The 18,666-nt window shown below is 73.3% G+C and carries 15 protein-coding genes; 9 read left to right on the plus strand and 6 right to left on the minus strand.

All coding sequences use genetic code 11. The features are described 5' to 3' along the window. Positions 1-2: 2 nt before the first annotated feature. The 5 genes from ABZ624_RS11335 to ABZ624_RS11355 all read left to right on the plus strand — a co-directional run bounded on the left by ABZ624_RS11335 (position 3) and on the right by ABZ624_RS11355 (position 8,993). Positions 3-5,546, plus strand: coding sequence for a beta-ketoacyl synthase N-terminal-like domain-containing protein (locus tag ABZ624_RS11335; RefSeq protein WP_360085424.1), 5,544 nt, complete (start codon positions 3-5; stop codon positions 5,544-5,546). 86 nt (positions 5,547-5,632) lie between these two features. Beyond that, on the plus strand, positions 5,633-5,947 hold the full coding sequence (locus ABZ624_RS11340; protein ID WP_360086037.1) for an acyl carrier protein: 315 nt from the start codon (positions 5,633-5,635) through the stop codon (positions 5,945-5,947). Between the two features lie 3 nt (positions 5,948-5,950). Continuing rightward, on the plus strand, positions 5,951-6,751 hold the full coding sequence (locus tag ABZ624_RS11345; protein WP_360085427.1) for an alpha/beta hydrolase: 801 nt from the start codon (positions 5,951-5,953) through the stop codon (positions 6,749-6,751). Then, the gene (locus ABZ624_RS11350; RefSeq protein WP_360085430.1) at positions 6,748-7,929 is read left to right on the plus strand and encodes a glycosyltransferase; all 1,182 of its coding nucleotides are present in this window, start codon (positions 6,748-6,750) and stop codon (positions 7,927-7,929) included. The genes ABZ624_RS11345 and ABZ624_RS11350 overlap by 4 nt, the downstream gene beginning before the upstream one ends. Then, on the plus strand, positions 7,926-8,993 hold the full coding sequence (locus ABZ624_RS11355) for a class I SAM-dependent methyltransferase (RefSeq protein WP_360085433.1): 1,068 nt from the start codon (positions 7,926-7,928) through the stop codon (positions 8,991-8,993). Before ABZ624_RS11350 ends, ABZ624_RS11355 begins: the two co-directional genes overlap by 4 nt. A gap of 8 nt (positions 8,994-9,001) precedes the next feature. Here the strand turns inward: ABZ624_RS11355 and ABZ624_RS11360 are convergent, their stop codons facing one another. Then, on the minus strand, positions 9,002-10,006 hold the full coding sequence (locus tag ABZ624_RS11360; protein WP_360086040.1) for a lysylphosphatidylglycerol synthase transmembrane domain-containing protein: 1,005 nt from the start codon (positions 10,004-10,006) through the stop codon (positions 9,002-9,004). A 260-nt stretch (positions 10,007-10,266) separates the two neighbouring features. On the opposite strand from ABZ624_RS11360, the gene ABZ624_RS11365 reads away from it, so the two are divergent. Beyond that, a complete protein-coding gene (locus tag ABZ624_RS11365; protein WP_360085436.1) occupies positions 10,267-10,911 on the plus strand; it encodes a DedA family protein in 645 nt (214 codons plus the stop codon). Between the two features lie 90 nt (positions 10,912-11,001). On the opposite strand, the gene ABZ624_RS11370 is transcribed toward ABZ624_RS11365, so the two are convergent. Further along, positions 11,002-11,529, minus strand: a complete 528-nt coding sequence (locus ABZ624_RS11370; protein WP_360085439.1) for a gamma carbonic anhydrase family protein — start codon at positions 11,527-11,529, stop codon at positions 11,002-11,004. Between the two features lie 109 nt (positions 11,530-11,638). Between ABZ624_RS11370 and ABZ624_RS11375 the strand changes: the two genes are divergently transcribed. Then, positions 11,639-12,403: an acyltransferase gene (locus ABZ624_RS11375; protein WP_360085442.1), complete on the plus strand. Its 765-nt coding sequence runs from the start codon at positions 11,639-11,641 to the stop codon at positions 12,401-12,403. 1 nt (position 12,404) lies between these two features. Here ABZ624_RS11375 and ABZ624_RS11380 read toward each other — a convergent pair whose 3' ends face one another. After that, complete coding sequence (locus tag ABZ624_RS11380; RefSeq protein ID WP_360085445.1) at positions 12,405-13,262, minus strand: DMT family transporter; 858 nt, start codon at positions 13,260-13,262, stop codon at positions 12,405-12,407. Positions 13,263-13,359: 97 nt separating this feature from the next. Here ABZ624_RS11380 and ABZ624_RS11385 point away from each other — a divergent pair, with 97 nt between their 5' ends. Then, complete coding sequence (locus tag ABZ624_RS11385; protein WP_360085447.1) at positions 13,360-13,932, plus strand: XRE family transcriptional regulator; 573 nt, start codon at positions 13,360-13,362, stop codon at positions 13,930-13,932. Between the two features lie 94 nt (positions 13,933-14,026). On the opposite strand, the gene ABZ624_RS11390 is transcribed toward ABZ624_RS11385, so the two are convergent. Continuing rightward, a complete protein-coding gene (locus ABZ624_RS11390; RefSeq protein WP_360086043.1) occupies positions 14,027-15,070 on the minus strand; it encodes a cation diffusion facilitator family transporter in 1,044 nt (347 codons plus the stop codon). Between the two features lie 124 nt (positions 15,071-15,194). Here ABZ624_RS11390 and ABZ624_RS11395 point away from each other — a divergent pair, with 124 nt between their 5' ends. Next, positions 15,195-15,557, plus strand: a complete 363-nt coding sequence (locus ABZ624_RS11395; protein WP_360085450.1) for a metalloregulator ArsR/SmtB family transcription factor — start codon at positions 15,195-15,197, stop codon at positions 15,555-15,557. Here the strand turns inward: ABZ624_RS11395 and ABZ624_RS11400 are convergent. Together ABZ624_RS11400 and ABZ624_RS11405 are read right to left on the minus strand one after the other, a co-directional pair. After that, on the minus strand, positions 15,551-16,774 hold the full coding sequence (locus ABZ624_RS11400; RefSeq protein ID WP_360085453.1) for a 4-hydroxybenzoate 3-monooxygenase: 1,224 nt from the start codon (positions 16,772-16,774) through the stop codon (positions 15,551-15,553). The two genes, ABZ624_RS11395 and ABZ624_RS11400, sit on opposite strands and share 7 nt — an antisense overlap. 66 nt (positions 16,775-16,840) lie before the next feature. Then, positions 16,841-18,481: an APC family permease gene (locus ABZ624_RS11405; RefSeq protein ID WP_360085456.1), complete on the minus strand. Its 1,641-nt coding sequence runs from the start codon at positions 18,479-18,481 to the stop codon at positions 16,841-16,843. Between the last annotated feature and the right edge of the window lie 185 nt (positions 18,482-18,666).

Consider the following 18,666-nt stretch of genomic DNA (forward strand, 5'->3'; position numbering starts at 1 on the left):
ATATGACAACAGGTCAGGCTCCTGTCCCCGTCCCCATCCCCGTCCCTGTCCCCGTCTCCGTCCCCGTCTCCGTCGCCGTCGTGGGGATGGCGGTGCTGCTGCCCGGCGCTCCCGGCCTCGACGCCTACTGGCGCAACCTGCGCGACGGTGTCGACGCGATCCGCGACGTCCCCGCGGACCGCTGGGACCCCGCCTACTACCGGCCCGGCTCGGCCGCCGGCCCCGCCGTCGCCGGCCAGGTGTACTGCCGGCGCGGCGGCTTCGTGGACGGCCTGGCCGAGGTGGACGTCACCCGGTACGGCATCATGCCCGCCTCGGTGCCCGGCACCGAGCCCGACCAGCTGATCGCCCTCGACGTGGCCGCCGCCGCGCTCGCCGACGCGGGCGGCGAGGACCGGCTCCCGGCCCGGGACCGGATCGGTGTGGCCCTGGGCCGCGGCGGCTACCTCACCCCTGGCCTGGCCCGACTCGACCAGCGCGTCCGCACCGCCGCACAGCTGACACGCACCCTGGGGGAGCTGCTACCGGACCTGTCGACCGCCCAACTCGACCGGATCCACGCAGCGTTCACCGAACGGCTCGGCCCCGACAGCCCTGAGTCCGCGATCGGCCTGGTCCCCAACCTCGCCGCCTCCCGCATCGCCAACCGGCTCGACCTGCGCGGCCCCGCCTACACCGTGGACGCGGCCTGCGCCTCCTCCCTGGTCGCCGTGGACCAGGCGGTCACCGAACTCACCACCGGCCGCTGCGACCTGATGCTGGCCGGGGGAGTGCACCACTGCCACGACATCACCCTCTGGAGCGTCTTCGCCCAGCTGCGCGCCCTGTCCCCGACCCAGCGCATCCGCCCCTTCCACCGCGACGCCGACGGCATCCTCGTCGGCGAGGGCACGGGCGTCGTCGTACTCAAGCGGCTCGCGGACGCCGAACGCGACGGCGACCGCGTGTACGCCGTGATCCGCGGCACGGGCGTGGCCGGTGACGGCCGCACGGCGGGGCTCCTCGCACCGGACCCGGGCGGGCAGGCCAGAGCCGTGCGGCAGGCCTGGCGGGCCGCCGGACTCGACCCCGCCGCACCGGACTCCGTCGGCCTCCTGGAGGCACACGGCACCGCCACGCCCGCCGGCGACGCGGCCGAACTCGCCACTCTGGCCGAGGTGTTCGGGCCGGGTGCGGGTTACGGCGACGATGGCGCCGCCCGCCCGGTCCTCGGCTCGGTGAAGTCGATGATCGGCCACACCATGCCGGCCGCCGGTGTCGCCGGCCTGGTCAAGGCCGCCCTCGCCCTCCACCACGGCACCCTCCTGCCGACCCTGCACTGCGACACCCCCCACCCCGCGCTCGCCGCCACCCGCTTCCGCACCCTGGACCGGGCCCGCCCCTGGGAGACCGGCCCACGGCAACCCGTCCGCCGAGCCGCCGTGAACGCCTTCGGCTTCGGCGGGATCAACGCCCACGTGGTGCTGGAGGAGGCACCGGGGGGCCGTGCGGCGCCGGCGGAGGTGTGGGGTGCCGCCGCCGGGCTGGAGGGGGCTGTGGGTGCTGGTTCGAAGCCGGTGGGGGCTGCGCCTGCGGGTTCGGTCGTGGTGGGGGCTGCGCCTGCTGGTTCCGGGCCGGTGGGGGCAGTGCCTGTGGGTTCGGTTCCGGAGGAGGCCACGGGTGTTCGTCCTGGGCTTGGAAAGGCGGTGCCGCCCGGTCCGCGCTCCGCGTCCGCTCCCGCCCGCGTCACCGAGCCCGAGCGGATCCTGCTGCTCGCCGCCGGCAGCGTGGCGGACCTCGCCGTCGCCCTCGCCGCCGACGACTCGGCCGTCCTCGGCGCCGGTCTCGATCCCGCCCGGCCGCACACCGGCGCCGGCCCGGTCCGGCTCGGGATCGTGGCCCCGACCGCCAAGCGGCTCGCCCTGGCCCGCCGCGCGGTCGCCAAGGGCGGTGCCTGGCAGGGCCGTAGCGACGTGTGGTTCCGGCCGGCCCCGCTGCTCGGGCGGCCCGGCGGCCGGCTCGCGTTCGTCTTCCCCGGCCTGGAAGGCGACTTCACGCCCCGCACCGACGACATCGCCGCCCACTTCGGCCTCACCCCGTCGCCCGGCACGGATGTCCGGGTCGGTGACGTAGGACGACACGGCTTCGGGGTCGTCGGCGTGGGCCGGCTGCTGGACCAGGCGCTGCGCCGTATGGGTGTCGTACCGGACGCGGTCGCCGGGCACAGCGTGGGCGAGTGGACGGCCATGGCGGCGGCCGGACTGTACGCGCCGGACCAAGTGGACGCGTTCATGGCCGGGTTCGACCCCGACGCGGTCACCGTCCCCGGCCTCGCCTTCGCCGCCCTCGGCACATCGGCCGCACACGTCCGCGCCGCGCTCGCCGAGTCCTGGGCAGGCTCTGGGATCGTGCTCTCCCACGACAACGCGCCCCGCCAGTCCATGGTCTGCGGACCCGGCAGGGCAGTCGAGGGGTTCGTGCGGACCCTGCGCGGGCAGGGGGTGATCTGCCAGGTGCTGCCCTTCCGCTCCGGCTTCCACACGCCGATGCTGGAGCCGTACCTCGCGCCCATCAAGGAGGCCGCCGACCGCTTCCGGCTGCACCCGCCGACCGTGCCGGTGTGGTCCGGGACGACCGCCGCGCCCTTCCCACGGGCGGAGCCGGCGGTACGCGAGCTGTTCGTACGGCACCTGCTGGAACCCGTCCGCTTCCGCGAGCTGACCGAGGCCCTCTACGCCGCCGGGCACCGCGTCTTCGTCCAGGCGGGGTCCGGCCGGCTCACCTCGCTGATCGGCGACACCCTCGGCGACCGCGACCACCTGACCATCGCAGCCAACGTGCCCGAGCGCGACGGCATGCCTCAACTCCGCCGGGTGGCAACGGCGTTGTGGGCGGCCGGGGCGCCGGTATCACCGACGGTGCCGCCATGCACCGCAGGGGCGCCGGTCTCACCGACGGTGCCACTGCGCTCGACGGCGGCGCCCGTGTCGCCGGCGGTGCCGGCGCGCCCCGCTGGGCCGCCGGTCTCGTCGGCGGTGCCGCCCCGCGCCGCGGCACCTGTTCCGGTACGCCGGCGCCCGCCCGTCCGGCTCGATCTCGGCGCCGCCCTGGTCTCGCTGGACGGGCCGGTACTCGACGCACTCCGCGCGGAACTGCGCGCGGGGTCCCGCACCGCGCACCCGGCATCTCCGGACCACCAGAACCCAGCCTCTGCGCATCCCACGCCCACGCACCACCAGCGACCGCTTGCCGCGCACCCGGCGCCCGCTGATCACCCAGGATCAGCGTCCGCGCAACCCGCCTCCACGCACGGCCCCGGACCGTCTGCGGCGCACCCGGCGCCCCCGAGCCACCCTGGACCGCCCATCGCGGACGTCACGCCGTCGCCCCGTCCGAGACCGACCGCCGCGGGCCTCCCGTCGTCGGGCCGCCCGGGACCGTCCGGTACGCAGCTCGCGCCCCGGGACCGCCCGGCACCGGCCGTCGCGGATGTCACGCCGCCGACCATTCCGAGACCGACCGCCGCACACCTCACGCCCCCGGCCCGCCGAGGGCCGACCGGCACACCCCCCACGCCGCCCCCGCCCCCGAACTCTCCGTGCGGGCCCGCCTTCGGTGAACTCGAAGGACTCGCCGCGCGCTTCCCGGCCGCCGCCGAGCTGGCCGCACTGCTGCGGGACACCGCCGAGACGGCAGCCCAGCTGATCAGCGCAGCCCGCCGCCCCGCCGCCGACGCCGCCCCCGCCGTGCCGACCCTCGCGGGCCCGACCCGCGCAGCACCAACCCTCACCGGGACCACCGGCGCCGCACCGTCCGTCTCCGCACCGTCCGTCTCCGCACCGTCCCTCTCCGCACCGTCCCTCTCCGCACCGTCCGTCTCCGCACCGTCCCCCTCCGCACCGTCCCTCTCCGAGCTGCCCCCCTCCGAGCTGCCCCTCTCCGAGCGCACCTCCACCGCGCCCCTCCTCGCGGTGCCCACCCCGGCCGCCACCACCGTCCACGTCTCCCCCCGGACCATGCCCCACCTCCTGGACCACTGCTTCTTCCCGCAGCGCCCCGGCTGGCCGGACGTCGAGGACCGCTGGCCGGTGGTTCCCGCCACCACGATCGTCCGGCACATGATGGACGCCGCGGAGACGGCGGCCGCCGGCCTGCGGGCGGTCGCCGTGCACGAGGCCCGTTTCGACCGCTGGCTCACCGCGACACCCTCGATCGACATCCAGGTCACCGTCACCCCGGCCCCCAGCCACCCCCACCGCGTCACCGTGGCCTTCGGCCCCACCGCCCGCGCCGTCGTCGAACTCGCCCCGCACCACCCCGCACCGCCCCCGCCCAGCTCCCTCCCGGAGGCGCCCGAACGCCGTCCCGAGCACACCGCGGCCCAGATCTACCGGGAGCGCTGGATGTTCCACGGCCCCGGGTTCCAGGGACTCACCGAACTCACCGCGATCGGCGAGCGGCACATTCGCGGAGTGATCACCGTGCCCCCCGGCCCCGGTGCCCTGCTCGACAACGTGGGGCAGCTCCTCGGCTACTGGATCATGGCGACCCGAACCGAGCGGACCGTCGTCTTCCCCGTGCGGATGCGGCACATACGGTTCCACGGACCGCACCCGGCGCCCGGGACCGAGGTCGGCTGCGTGCTGCGGATCACCTCCCTCACGGACACCGTCCTGGAGGCCGACGCGGAGCTGACCGTCGGCGGACGGGTGTGGGCGGTGATCGGCGGCTGGCAGGACCGCCGCTTCGACAACGACCCGACGACCCGCCCCGTCGAACGCTTCCCCGAGCGCCACACCCTGTCCGCGGCCATGCCCGGCGGCTGGGCACTGGTGCACGAACGCTGGCCGGACCTCGCCTCACGCGAGCTGATCATGCGCAACTCGCTCGGCGGCGCCGAACGCACCGAGTACGCCGAACGCCCGCCGCGCGGCCGTCGGCAGTGGCTGCTGGGCCGGATCGCCGTCAAGGACGCCGTACGGCAGTGGCTCTGGCAGCACGGCGAGGGACCCGTCTTCCCGGCGGAACTACGGGTCCGCAACGACGAGTCGGGGCGTCCGTACGTCACCGGAGTGCACGGCCGCGCCCTGCCCCCGCTGGACGTCTCGCTCGCCCACCGCGCCGAGGCAGGCGTGGCGATCGTCCGGCCGCACACCCCGCGGCCCGGCCCCGGCATCGACATCGAAGAGGTCACCGAGTGCGATCCGGCGACCCTCGCCACCGCGCTCGGCCGGACCGAACTGCGGCTCCTGCGGGCCCGGTCGGAGGACGGCCCCGATCCGCGGGCCCTGTGGTTCACCCGGTTCTGGGCCGCCAAGGAGGCGGTCGCCAAGGCCGAGGGAGTCGGATTCGCCGGCCGGCCACGGGACTTCACGGTGCTGGAGACCGCGCCGGACGGCAGCCGGCTGCTGGTCTCCGGGCGCCTGGAACGCGTCTACACCGTGCACTGCGCGGCGGTGGCCAGTCCGCCCGCCCTGCCGGACCGCGCCTATGTGACGGCCTGGACGACCGGTCCCGGCGCCGACGACGGACACCCCCACGAAGCAGCCGAGGAGCACTGTCGATGAACCCCACACATCCGTTCCCGTCGAACCCCGCGCATCCGGCGCGGACGCAGCCCACCGTCGACGCCGTGCTCGCCGACGTCACCGGCATGCTCCGCACGGTGCTGGCCGAGTACGGCGACGACGACGTGGTGATCGGCCTGTCCACCACCTTCAACCGCGACCTGGAACTGGAGAGCATCGACCTCGTCACCCTGGCCGGCCTGCTGGAGGAGCGGTACGGGCCCCGGGTCAACCTCGCCGAGTTCCTGGCCGGCATGGAGTTCGACGAGATCATCGAGCTGACCGTCGGCCGGCTGGTGGAGTACGTGGTGTGGAGCCTGAAGAGCACGCACCCCAGGACCACCCACCCGGAGACCACCTACCCCGAGACCACCCACCCCAAGACCACACAGGCGGGCTGAGCCATGGCGATGGTCGACGCCCGCGGCATCCGGCTGCACGTCCAGCGCATGGCCCCGGCCGGCGACAGCACCCCGCACGGCACGGTCGTGCTGGTGCACGGTCTGCTCACCGACAGCCTGGCCAGCTACTACTTCACCGTCGCGCCCGCCTTCGCCGCCGCCGGACTCGACGTGGTCATGTACGACCTGCGCGGGCACGGCCGCAGCGAGCGCCCGCCGGAGGGCTACACCCTCGACGACAACATCGACGATCTGGAGGCCCTCCTGGACCGGCTGGCCGTCACCGGGCCCGTCCACCTGGTCGGCAACTCCTACGGCGGCACCATCGCCTTCGGCTTCGCCGTACGGCACCCCGAGCGCGCGGCCAGCCTGACGCTGATCGAGTCCGAGCCCGCGACCGCCGCGTGGGCGGCGAAACTCGGCCGCATCCTCGACCGGGTCATGACCGAACTCGCGCACAACGAGCCCGACGCCGTCGCCTGGATCACCGCCCACCGGGGGCACAACACGGCCCGGCTGGCCAAGGGCGCGGCCCGGCTCGCCCGCGAGACCACCCTCGACCGGGACATCCCCGCCAGCCGGGTGCTGACCGAGGACGCCATCAGATCGGTACGCTGCCCGGTCCTCGGCGTGTACGGCGGCGAGTCGGATCTCGCCCGCCTGGTGCCCCAGAAGCAGGCGCTGCTGACGGACTACCGGGCGGTCGTGCTGCCCGGACACGAGCACTCGGTGCTGGTGGAGGCGCCCGCGGCCGTCGGCGGACACATCCTGGACCTGATCCGCGCGGGGGCGGGCGTCCGATGAGCGCCTTCCTCTTCGTCGTGCCGCCACTGACCGGGCACGTCAACCCGGCCGTCGGCGTGGCCGCCCGGCTCGCCGGGCGCGGGCACCGGGTGGCCTGGGTGTGCCCCGACCCGGCGCTGGTGCGGCGGCTCGCGGGCCCGGACGCCGAGGTGTCCGGGTGCGCGGGCCCCGTGCCGGGCGCCGAGGGTGTCGTACGACCTCCGGACCTGCGGGGCGCGGAGGCGCTGAAGTTCCTGTGGGAGGGGTACCTGCTGCCACTCGCCCATGCCATGGCGCCCGGTGTCCGCGCCGCGGCCCAGGCGTTCCGCCCGGACGTGGTCGTGGCCGACCAACAGGCTTTCGCCGGTGCCCTGGTGGCCGAACGCCTGCGGCTGCCCTGGGCCACCTCGGCCACCACCTCGGCCGAGTTCTCCGGCGCCTACGACGGCCTGCCGAAGGTCGCCGAGTGGGTGCGGCACCGCCTCACCGAGCTGCGCTCCCACATCGGCGCCCCGTCCGGCACCGCCGATCCACGGTTCTCGCCGCATCTCCTGCTGATCTTCAGCACACCCGAACTCATCGGCCCCCAGGCACCGTTGGCGCAGCACATCCACTACGTCGGTCCCTCGCTCGCCGGCCGCCCGGACGGCCCCGGCTTCCCCTGGGAACGACTGGATCACGGCCGGGCGAAGGTCCTGGTGACCCTGGGCACGGCGAACGCCGACGCGGGCGACCGGTTCCTCGCCGAGTGCCTCACCGCCGTGCGGGAACGCGCCGACCGCGTACAGGCGGTGATCACCGACCCGGGCGGCGCCCTCGCGGTGCCACCCGACGACAAGGACGTCCTGGTGCTGCCGTCCGTGCCCCAACTCGCCCTGCTGGAAAGGATGGACGCCGTCGTCTGCCACGCCGGGCACAACACCGTGTGCGAGGCCCTGTGGCACGGCGTCCCGCTGCTCGTCGCACCCATCAGGGACGATCAGCCCGTGGTGGCCGGACAGGTCGTGGACGCGGGCGCCGGTGTCCGCCTCCGCTTCGGCCGGGTCCGCGCGGACCGGCTGGGCGCCGCCCTCGACACCGTCCTCACCGACCCCGCCCACCGGGCCGCCGCCGCCCGGATCCGCACCGCGTTCCGCGCGGCGGGCGGCGCCCGGGCAGCGGCGGCCCACCTCCAACGACTGGCAGCGGAGGCCCGATGAGCGACAACGACGACAAGAAGTCCCGCATCGCCGCCCTGCGCCCCGCCTACCAGCGGGACCTGGCCGCGGGAACCGACCGTTTCTTCGCACCCCGGCGCGAGACCTGCCCCTGGTGCGGCTCGGACCGGCTCGCCACCCGCCTCCGCACCACCGACCTGCTCCAGCACAAGCCCGGCCGCTTCACCCTCGACCACTGCGCCGACTGCGGCCACACCTTCCAGAACCCCCAGCTGACCGACGAAGGCCTGGAGTTCTACTACCGGGACTTCTACGACGGCCTCGGCGAACAGCGCATGAGCGGTACCTTCGGCGGCCGTACCGCCATGTACCGGGGCCGCGCCGAGGCGATGCTCCCGCACGACCCCGCCCCGAAGACATGGCTGGACGTCGGCACCGGACACGGCCACTTCTGCGCCACCGCCCGCACCGTCCTGCCCGACACCTCCTTCGACGGGCTCGACTTCACCGACGGCGTCGAACTCGCCGCCCGCGAAGGCCGCGTGGACCACGCCTACCGCGGCGCCTTTCCCGCCCTCGCCCCCGAACTCGCCGCCCGCTACGACGTGGTGAGCATGTTCCACTACCTGGAGCACAGCACCGACCCGGACCGCGAACTGCGCGCCGCCCACGAGGCCGTACGCCCCGGTGGGCACCTCCTCATCGAGGTGCCGGACCCGCAGAGCCGTTACGCCCGGCTGCTCGGCCGCTGGTGGCTGCCCTGGCTGCAGCCGCAGCACCTGCACTTCATGCCCGTCGCGGGCCTGCGGCGGCGGCTGACCGAGCTGGGTTTCACGGTGGTCGCCGAGCAGCACGCCGAAGCGCACGACCCCGTCGACCTGCTCGCCGCCGTCTGGCTGGCCCTCGACCACACCGCTCCGCGCGAGGACGTCCCCTGGCTGCCCGAGCCGCCCGGTGCCCTGCGCCGCGCCGCGCGCACCGCCCTCCTCCTCGCGGGGGTGCCCGCGCTCATCACCGCCACGCTCCTGGACCGCTTCGCGCTACGGCCCCTGTCCCACCGCCTCGGCCTGTCCAACGCCTACCGCCTGGTGGCGCGCCGGGAGTGACCGGAACGTCAGAGCACCTTCGCCCGGATGAGTGCCGACAGCGTCAGGGCGCCCGGCAGCAGCGGCACCCAGTCGGTCAGCACCCGACAGCCGACGACCGTCGCGGTGGCGGGCGCCGGTGGGGAGCCGAAGGCGACCAGCGTCCACACCAGCGCGGCGTCGACCGCGAGCCCGCCCGGCGCCGGAACCGCCCCGACGGCCGTGCCCGCCGCGAGGTAGGCGAGCACCACGTGTGCCCAGGGCAGCCCCAGTCCGAGCGCGGCACCGACACAGGCGAGCGTGGTCCCCTGCACCAGCGGCATCGCGACCGCCCCGCCCCACAGCGCGATCACCCGGGACGGCCGGGTGTGCACCTCCCGCGCATCGGCGAGGGCGGAGCGCAGCAGCCCGGACACCGGCCGCCGGAGCGGCCGTACGACCGTCAGCAGCACTCCCGCCATCGCGACGGCCCCGCCCGCGACGGCGGCGACCGGAACCAGCAGCCGCCCGTCCGGTACCAGCTCACCGAGGCGCCGCCAGGCCGGTGACGCCGCCAGGAACACCAGCAGCACCAGCGTCTTCGCGCCGGACTTGGCCAGCGAGTACAGCCCGATCGACGCGGTGGCCCGGGCGGCCGGCACCCCGCGGCCCCGCAGAAAGCGCAGAGTGACGGCATGGGCGCCGAGCCCGCCGGGCAGCACGTGGTTGGCGGCACCGGCGGCGAACTGCGAGGCGAGCAGCAGACCCGGCGGCAGCCGGTCGGGCAGGGCGCCCTGTCGCACACACGAGGCCGCCACGCAGTTCAGGCAGGTGAAAGCGGCCCCGGCCAGCAGCCACCACGGGTCGGCCGCGACGAGCCGCCGGACGCCCTCGTCCATCACCGGCCGGTTGGCGACGGCCCAGCCGGCGGCCGGCAGCAGGGGAGCCAGGCACAGGACCAGCCGTATGTGCCGGGCCGCCAGGAGGGACGGGGGCCGGGCGGCGGCCTGCGGAGCGGTGCCCGGCGGAGCGGAGAGCGAGGGGGACTCGGACACTGAGGACACGGGGACGTCGTCCTTCCGCAGCGGCCCCCGCGTGCGGGGACCTGGGGGAGGCGGGTCGGGCTGAACCGCGGGGAGCCTTCCCCTCCCGTGTGACACCGGGATGTCCGAAAACCGAAGGAGTGAGGGCGGGACGGTGCCGCCGGGCAGGCGCGCAAGCCGCCGTTCGCCGCCGACCAGGTAGCCTTCCCTTGGGACGTCCTTTACATGCGGCGTCCCGGAAGACAGGGACGGCGACAGGGGAGGAACCGGCGGTGCACGTCCAGGAATGGCTCGACACGGTGCCCGCGGCCGCCGTCTACGCCGTGGTGGCCCTGGTGATCGGTCTGGAGAGCCTGGGCATCCCGCTGCCGGGCGAGATCGTGCTGGTCTCGGCGGCGCTCATGTCCTCCCAGCACTCCGGGATCAACCCGGTCGTCCTCGGCGCCTGCGCGACCGCCGGCGCCGTGATCGGCGACTCCATCGGCTACGCGATCGGCCGCAAGGGCGGCCGCCCGCTGCTCGCCTGGCTCGGCAGGAAGTTCCCGAGGCACTTCGGTGAGGGCCATGTGGCCACCGCCGAGCGGTCGTTCGAGAAATGGGGCATGTGGGCCGTCTTCTTCGGCCGCTTCATCGCCCTCCTGCGCATCTTCGCGGGCCCGCTCGCGGGCGTCCTCCACATGCCGTACTGGAAGTTCCTGACCGCCAACGTCCTCGGCGGCATCTGCTGGGCGGGCGGCACCACGGCCGTCATCTACTACGTGGGCATCGTCGCCGAGGACTGGCTGAAGAAGTTCTCGTACGTGGGGCTCGCAGCGGCGGTCCTGATCGGTCTGGCCTCCATGCTGATCATCAAGCGCAAGGCGAAGAAGGCTCAGCCGACGGAACGAGAGGCAGAACCCGTGAGCGCCGGGGATTGAGCCAACCCGAAGGGGCGCGGGGCTGTATCGACATGCGGCTCCGCCGCGTGGGCGCGAGCATCCTCCGCGCACCCGCACCCGCCGAACGGCCTACTCGTGCACCTCTCGATGCGCCTTCGCCAACTCCGCATACATCGTGCCGTTGAGGGTGACCCCCTGCCCCTCCTCCTCGCTCAACGGCCGCCTCACCTTCGCCGGCACCCCCGCCACCAGCGAGCCCGCCGGCACCACCATCCCCTGCGGCACCAGAGCCTGAGCCGCGACCAGCGACCCCGCCCCGATCACGGCCCCGTTCAGCACGGTCGCCCCCATCCCGATCAGGCAGTCGTCCTCGACCGTCGCCCCGTGCACCACCGCGTTGTGCCCGATCGACACCCGCTCACCCACGTGCACGGGAAACCCGGGATCCGCATGCAACGTGACGTTGTCCTGCACATTCGCCTGCGCCCCCACGGTGATCTTCTCGACGTCCCCGCGCACCACCGCGCCGTACCAGACACTGGCCCCCGCGTGCAGCGTGACATCGCCGATGACAGAGGCCGTGGGCGCCACGAACGCCTCCGGATCGATCTGCGGCTCCTTGCCCCCGATACCCACGATCAGCGCCCGCTGCGTCATCACCGTCTCCTCGTGTCCGTAAGTACTCCGCACGCTACGACACGGCGTGGGGCAAAGATCACAGCAGCCCACCCTCTCGCCGGAGACAACCGGTGAGTAACGTGACCCCGTGCCGAAGCGCAAGAACACGTTCTCATCCTGGCGACGCCGCGCAGCGCAACGCGTGGTGCACGCGGCCTGGGCCTGGGCGCAGCGCACGGGCTCCGTCACCGCCGACCACCCCGGCCGCCTGCGCTTCGGCTCGATCGGCGAAGCCACCCGGCTCGCCTTCCCGCTCGGCACCGTCTTCGGCGAACCCTGGATCCACCTCGGCTCCCACTGCATCATCGCCGAGCAGGTCACCCTGACCGCCGGCCTGATGCCGGACCTGGACCTCGGCCCGGACCCGATCCTGCGCATCGGCGACGGGGTGGTCCTCGGCCGCGGCAGCCATGTCATCGCGGACACGACGGTCACCATCGGCAGCGACTGCTACTTCGGCCCGTACGTCTACGTCACCTCCACCAACCACTCCTACGACGACCCGCACGAGCCCATCGGCAGGCAGTGGCCGCGCATGGAGCCGGTGGAGATCGGCACGGGCTGCTGGATCGGCACCGGCGCGGTGATCCTGCCGGGCGCGCGGATCGGCCGGAACGTGGTCGTCGCGGCCGGTGCCGTGGTCCGCGGCACGGTCCCCGATCACGCCGTGGTCGCCGGGGCGCCGGCCCGGGTCGTCCGGCGCTGGACGCCCGAACAGGGCTGGCAGCCGCCGCTCAGGACCCCGGCGCCGGTGCCGATCCCGGATGGGATGACGCCGGAGCAGTTGCGCGCGTTGGCGGAGCTGGACGAGGACGGGGTGGCCCGGCTGGCGGAACTGGAGCCCGAGGGCTGACTCAGCCGGTGGCCAGCAGCAGCGTGCCGACCAGCGCCAGGCCCGCGCCCGCCGCCTGGATCGCGCGCAGCCGCTCGCTGAGGAAGCCGCGCGCCGCCAGCGCGGTCACCACCGGATACAGCGAGGCGAGGACGGCCGCCACGGTGACCGGGCCGTGCTGGGCGGCGATGGCGTAGGTGCCGTTGGCGGCCACGTCGGCGACTCCGACCAGCGCCAGCCCGGGCAGCGAGGCGGAGGTCAGGCCGCCCTCCGGAACGGCGGTGGCGCCCCGCCGGACGGAGACGGCGAGTGCGGCCCCGCCCACCGCCGTGCTCAGCAGCCGCTGCACGAACAGCGCGAGGAACAGCCCGGCGACGCCGGTCGAGGCTTCCGTGAGCAGGGCGAACACCGAGCCGAAGCCCAGCGCCGAGACCAGCGTGAGCAGGATGACCCGCCGCTGCACGGACGCGCCGCCCCGCTGCGGACCGGCCGCGAGGACGACTCCGGTGACGGCGACCGCGATTCCGGCGACCTGGAGCAGCCCCGGGCGCTCGCCCAGGACGAGCCCCACTCCGATGGGCACGGCCACACTGAGGGTGGCGAGCGGTGAGACGACACCCATCGGGCCGAGCGCGAGGGCCTTGTAGAAGGCGAGTATTCCCACAGGTGAAACGAGGCCCGCGGCGACCGCGAACCACAGGCGCGGCCCAGTCTCGCTCCAGCCGCCGGCGGCGAGGACGATCACCCCCAGCACGGCCGTGGCGATCGCCTGCGAGACGACGACCACCGTCAGCGCGGGAGTGCGCCGGGTCAGCAGACCGCCGCCGAAATCAGCCAGCCCGAACAGGAGACTGGTGGTCAGAGCGAAGAATGCTGTCACGGCCGGCCTCGCAGTACAGTTCGATGGACGATCGGGTGCAGCCCACCGTAGTTCATTCAACTGAACCCTGTCATTGAATATATTGAACGGACGTGATGTGTCGGACCTCGACCTGCTGACCCAGTCCCTGGCGCGCAACGTCAAGCGCTGGCGCACCGAGCGGGGCTTCACCCTGGACGCGCTCGCCGCCCGCGCGGGAGTCAGTCGCGGCATGCTGATCCAGATCGAGCAGGCCCGGACGAACCCCAGCATCGGCACCGTCGTCAAGATCGGCGACGCGCTCGGCATCAGCATCACCACGCTGCTCGACTACGAGCAGGGCCCCGCCGTCCGCATCGTCCCCGCCGAGCAGGCCGTCCGGCTGTGGCACACCGACGCGGGCAGCTACAACCGCCTCCTCGCGGGCGCGGAGGCGCCCGGGCCCCTGGAGATGTGGGACTGGCGGCTGATGCCCGGCGAGCAGAGCCCCTCCGAGCCGCACCCGGCGGGCACGGTGGAACTCGTCCACGTCACCGCGGGCCAACTGACCCTGACCGTGGACGGCGTCAAGCACCTCGTGCCGACCGGCGCGAGCGCCACGTTCGAGGCGAGCACCTCCCACACGTACGGCAACGAGGGCGACGTCCCGATGGAGATGGTGATGGCCGTCTCGGTGCCGCCCGTGCGCTGAACCGCGCCGCAGCGGGCTGCCGCAGGGCGCGGTCCCCGCCGACGGCATCCTCTATGTCGAGACCGACCCGCGGTGGGCGCAACAGATCCGCCACTCACACCGTCAGATGGTGGGCCAGGGCGAGATGCGGATCCGTCTCGCCCGGCGCGGGTGCCGGGTCGGCGTGGACCAGGGCGGCCGTCAGCCTCGGTACGGCGTGCAGCAGGGCGTGTTCCGCCTCGACGGCGATCGCGTGCGCCTGCCGTAGCGTCGCCTCGCCGTCCACCACCACCGCGAGTTCCGCCCGCAGCCGGTGCCCGATCCAGCGCAGCCGCAGTTCACCCACCTCCCGCACGCCCGGCACCGCACGCACCGCCCGCTCGGCCCGGTCCACCAGCGCCGGGTCGACGGCGTCCAGCATCCGCCGGAACACCTCCCGCGCCGCGTCCCGCAGCACCAGCGCGATCGCGGCCGTGATCGCCAATCCGACGACCGGGTCGGCCAGGTGCACGCCGAGAGCCGATCCTCCGGCGCCCAGCAGCACCGCCAGCGAAGTGAAACCGTCGGTACGGGCGTGCAGCCCGTCGGCGACGAGCGCCGCCGAGCCGATCTCCCTGCCCACCCGGATCCGGTACCGGGCCACCCATTCGTTGCCCACGAACCCGGCCAGCGCGGCTGCCGCCACCGCCGGCAGGTGCGTCACCGGGCGCGGATCGAGCAGCCGGCCCACGGCGGCCCACGCGGCGAAGGCCGCCGAGGCGGCGATGGTCAGCACGATCACCAGCCCCGCGAGATCCTCGGCGCGCCCGTAGCCGTAGGTGAACCGCCGGGTCGCCGCCCGGCGCCCCAGCACGAAGGCGATACCGAGCGGTACAGCGGTCAGGGCGTCGGCGGCGTTGTGCACGCTGTCCCCGAGCAGCGCCACCGATCCGGACACGGCCACCACGGCTGCCTGCGTCAGTGCGGTCACCCCGAGGACGGCCAGCGACACCCACAGCGCCCGCATTCCATGCGCCGAGGCCTCCATGGCCGGGTCCAGCTTGTCGGCGGTGTCGTGGGAGTGCGGGGTGAGGAGGTGCGCGAGCCGGTGCCGGAGGCCGGGGGTACGGGCGGCGTGACCCTCACGGCGGTGGTCGTGGCTGTGGCTGTGACTGTGCACGTGCTGGTCATGGCCGTGTCCGCCGTGTCCGCCGTGTCCGTGGTGATCAGGGTGCCGGTCGTTCACGTGGGTCCCCTTCCGTGCGAGAGTGGACGGATGGCGCCCACGGGACCATTATGTGCGTATGAGCGCACGCATGCATCTGTCACCTGCACACCATGCGCACCCGCGCACCCCGGGCGAGGAGCAGTTCGCGCTCGCCGCCGAGCTGATGGCCCTGCTCGGCGACCGCACCCGCCTCACCCTGCTGCACGCCCTGTCGGCCGGCGAGGCCGACGTCACGACGCTCACCGAGGCGTGCGGCGCGGCCCGTCCCGCCGTCAGCCAGCATCTGGCCCGGCTGCGGCTCGCGGGCCTGGTGAAGACCCGCAAGGAGGGCCGCCGGGTGATCTACTCACTCCCGCACGGACACCTGCGCCGACTGGTGGAGGAGGCCCTGAAGACGGCGGACCACCACCTCGCCGATGGGCGCACCGGAAGTCAGTAGGCGGCTGCCATGCCGAGATACTGCTCGGCGAAGGCCGCCGCCGCGGCCGGCGAGGTGAACAGCCGGCGCAGCCGGGCCAGTGTGGTGCCGGCGCGGAACGGGTCGCCCGACGCCACACCGTGGTAGATGTCCGACAGCCACTGTGAGAACTCCTGGTAGTCCCACACCCTGCGCAGACAGGCCGCCGAGTAGCCCTCCAGGCCGCTGTCGTCCCCCTTCGTGACGTACGCCGCGAGCGCGTCGCCGAGCAGGAAGGCGTCGTGCAGGGCCAGGTTCATGCCCTTCGCGGCGATGGGCGCGACCAGGTGACCGGCGTCCCCGGCCAGGAACAGCCGCCCATGACGGAGCGGTTCGACGACGTAGTGGTGCATGTCCAGGACGCGCTTCTCGATCAGCCTGCCCTCGGTGAGCGGGGGCGCTCCCACCGCGCCGAGCCGCTCGCGCAGTTCGGTCCAGACCCGCTCGTGCGACCAGTTCGCCGGATCGTCGCCGGGCGGGCACTGCAGGTAGAACCGGGTCACCTCGGGGCTGCGGGGCATCTGCCCGGCGAAACCGCGCGGGTGGACGCCGAACAGGACGCAGTCCGTCGACGGCGGTGCCTCCGCGAGCAGCGCCAGCCAGCCGATACCGTCGTCCTGCCGGGCGATCTGCCTGCGCTGCGCGGGTATCGCGTCCCGCGTCACCCCGCGCGCCCCGTCGCAGCCCGCGACGAAGTCACAGCGCAGCAGCCGTCGCTCACCCGTCTCAGGACACCGGTACGACACCGCCGGCCGGTCCGAGTCCAGGTCGTGCAGCCGTACGTCACGCACCCCGAAGCGGATGTCTCCGCCGCGCATGTCGGCGTACTCCCGCACCAGGTCTGTCACCAGCAACGGCTGCGGATGGACGTAATGGTGCGCGCCGGTCAGCTCGGCGTAGGGAAAGCGGTACCGCTCGCCGCCGAAGCGGAACTCGCAGGTGCTGTGCGGCTCGGCCCGCTCGGGCAGCCGTCCGGCCAGTCCGCGCCGGCCGAGTTCGCGCACCGCCCACTCCTCGATGACACCGGCCCGGGGCCGCGTCTCGATGAACTGCCTGCTCTCGGTCTCCAGGACGACACAGTCGACGGAGGCGTCCCGCAGGATGTTGCCGACGGTGAGCCCGGCGGGCCCGGCGCCCACGACGACGACCGTACGGCGTTCCTCGGGCGGGGAGCCGAGGTGGGGGGAAGGGGAGATCATCCCCGCATTATGACGGTGTCCCGTCAGCCACGGCTCTGCTGACGGGACACCTGGTGGGGGAGTGGCTCAGTGGGCCGGGGCGTCGGTGATGACGACCTCGTCGATGCTGCGCTCGATCGCCTCGGGCTTCGAGGCGGTCGCCTTGGCCCAGTAGTAGATGACGATCGAGAACGCGGCGACGACGACCATGTCCCACCACAGCGGCAGGTCACCGGTACCACCGAAGGTGCTCAGGTAGGAGATCACGCCCAGGCCCGCCAGGTACGGCGGCAGCCACTGCGCGGCCTTGAAGTCCAGCCGGGGAGCGTCCGGCAGGCCCTTGCGGATCGCGTAGCCGGCGTAGGAGCCGAGCAGCAGGTAGCCGAGCAGGATCGCGCAGCCCAGGCGCCACAGGGTGTCCCAGCCGGACCAGAAGATGATCAGGTTGGCCACCACGAACGACAGCGGCGCGATGAACTTTCCGGCGGGCAGCTTGTACGGACGCTCGTGGTTCGGCAGCCGGTCCGCGAAGACGCCGTAGGCCAGCGGGGCGCCCGCGTACATCAGCACGCTCGCCGAGGTGATGAAGCTGACCAGCGTCTGCCAGCTCGGGAACGGCAGGAAGCAGATCACGCCGGTCACGAACGACATGGCGAGGCCGAACCACGGCACACCGCGCTTGTCCGTCTTGGCGAACACCTTCGGCGCGTAGCCGTTCTTCGCCAGGCCGTAGGAGATACGGGAGGTGGCGGTGGTGTAGATCAGGCCGGTGCCGCCGGGGGAGATGATGGCGTCGGCGTACAGGACCCAGGCCAGCCAGCTCAGGCCGACCAGCGAGGCGAGACCCGCCCAGGGGCCGCTGATGCCGGCGTAGGCCAGGTGCGCCCAGCCCTTGGCGAAGGAGGCGTGCGGCAGGGCGGCGATGAACACGACCTGGAGCAGCAGGTAGATCACGGAACCGATCGCCACCGAACCGAGCGTCGCGCGCGGCAGGTCACGCTTCGGGTTGCGGCTCTCACCGGCCAGCTGGATCGCCTGCTCGAAACCGAGCAGCGCGAAGATGATGCCGCTGGAGCTGATCGCGGTGAGGACGCCCTTGGCGCCGAACGGTGCGAAGCCCTCGGAGGTGAAGTTGCCCGGGTGGAAGTTGCCGATGGCGATGACGAAGATCGCCGCGAGCGGGACCGCGATCTTCCACCAGGTGGCGGCACTGTTGGTGTGGGCCAGGACGCGGACGCCGAGGAAGTTGACCGCGACGAACACGGCCATCAGGAGCACCGCGACGACGATGCCGCTGGTCGTGAGCGTGCCGTTGGTGTGCTGCAGCCCGTCGGCGAAGCGCCAGTGCTTGGCATAGCCGATCATGGCCTCGACCTCGATCGGGGCCACCGTCGCGGCTTGCAGCCAGGAGAACCAGCCGAACGACATGCCGGCCAGGCCGCCGAAGGCGTAGTGCGGGTAGCGCGCGGTGCCGCCCGCCACCGGGAACATGCCGCCGAGTTCGGCGTGCACGAGGGCGAGCAGCACGATGGCCACCGCGCCGATCACCCACGAGATGATCGCGGCGGGACCGGCCGCCACTACTGCTTTCTCGGCACCGAACAGCCAGCCGGAGCCGATGATGGAGCCAACCGAGGCCCACATCAGACCGATGAGTCCGACGTCGCGGCGCAGACCGCCACCGGTGTCGCTTGTGGCTACCGGTGCAGCCTGGTCGACATTCGCCATGTCAAGTGGCCTCTCAGATCGTAAACGCAGGATTAACGAGCAAGGAGGCCACAGGCTAGGGACGCTTTCCGAGTGAGCAAAAGAGTGTTAACCAAATTTTGACCCTGGATCTTAGCTGTCTTGAGCACACGCTCGGTCACAGCCTTGTCACAGCTCAGATGCCCACTGTGAATGTCAATATTCAG

The organism is Streptomyces sp. NPDC007205 (assembly GCF_040634095.1).
Taxonomy (GTDB): Bacteria; Actinomycetota; Actinomycetes; order Streptomycetales; family Streptomycetaceae; genus Streptomyces.

Bases quoted from the DNA above. Each gene is read 5' to 3' on its own strand.
- ABZ624_RS11335 (WP_360085424.1), top strand. From the start codon at position 3: ATGACAACAGGTCAGGCTCCTGTCCCCGTCCCCATCCCCGTCCCTGTC.
- ABZ624_RS11340 (WP_360086037.1), top strand. From the start codon at position 5,633: ATGCTCCGCACGGTGCTGGCCGAGTACGGCGACGACGACGTGGTGATC.
- ABZ624_RS11345 (WP_360085427.1), top strand. From the start codon at position 5,951: ATGGCGATGGTCGACGCCCGCGGCATCCGGCTGCACGTCCAGCGCATG.
- ABZ624_RS11350 (WP_360085430.1), top strand. From the start codon at position 6,748: ATGAGCGCCTTCCTCTTCGTCGTGCCGCCACTGACCGGGCACGTCAAC.
- ABZ624_RS11355 (WP_360085433.1), top strand. From the start codon at position 7,926: ATGAGCGACAACGACGACAAGAAGTCCCGCATCGCCGCCCTGCGCCCC.
- ABZ624_RS11370 (WP_360085439.1), bottom strand. From the start codon at position 11,529: ATGACGCAGCGGGCGCTGATCGTGGGTATCGGGGGCAAGGAGCCGCAG.
- ABZ624_RS11395 (WP_360085450.1), top strand. From the start codon at position 15,195: ATGAGCGCACGCATGCATCTGTCACCTGCACACCATGCGCACCCGCGC.
- ABZ624_RS11400 (WP_360085453.1), bottom strand. From the start codon at position 16,774: ATGATCTCCCCTTCCCCCCACCTCGGCTCCCCGCCCGAGGAACGCCGT.
- ABZ624_RS11405 (WP_360085456.1), bottom strand. From the start codon at position 18,481: ATGGCGAATGTCGACCAGGCTGCACCGGTAGCCACAAGCGACACCGGT.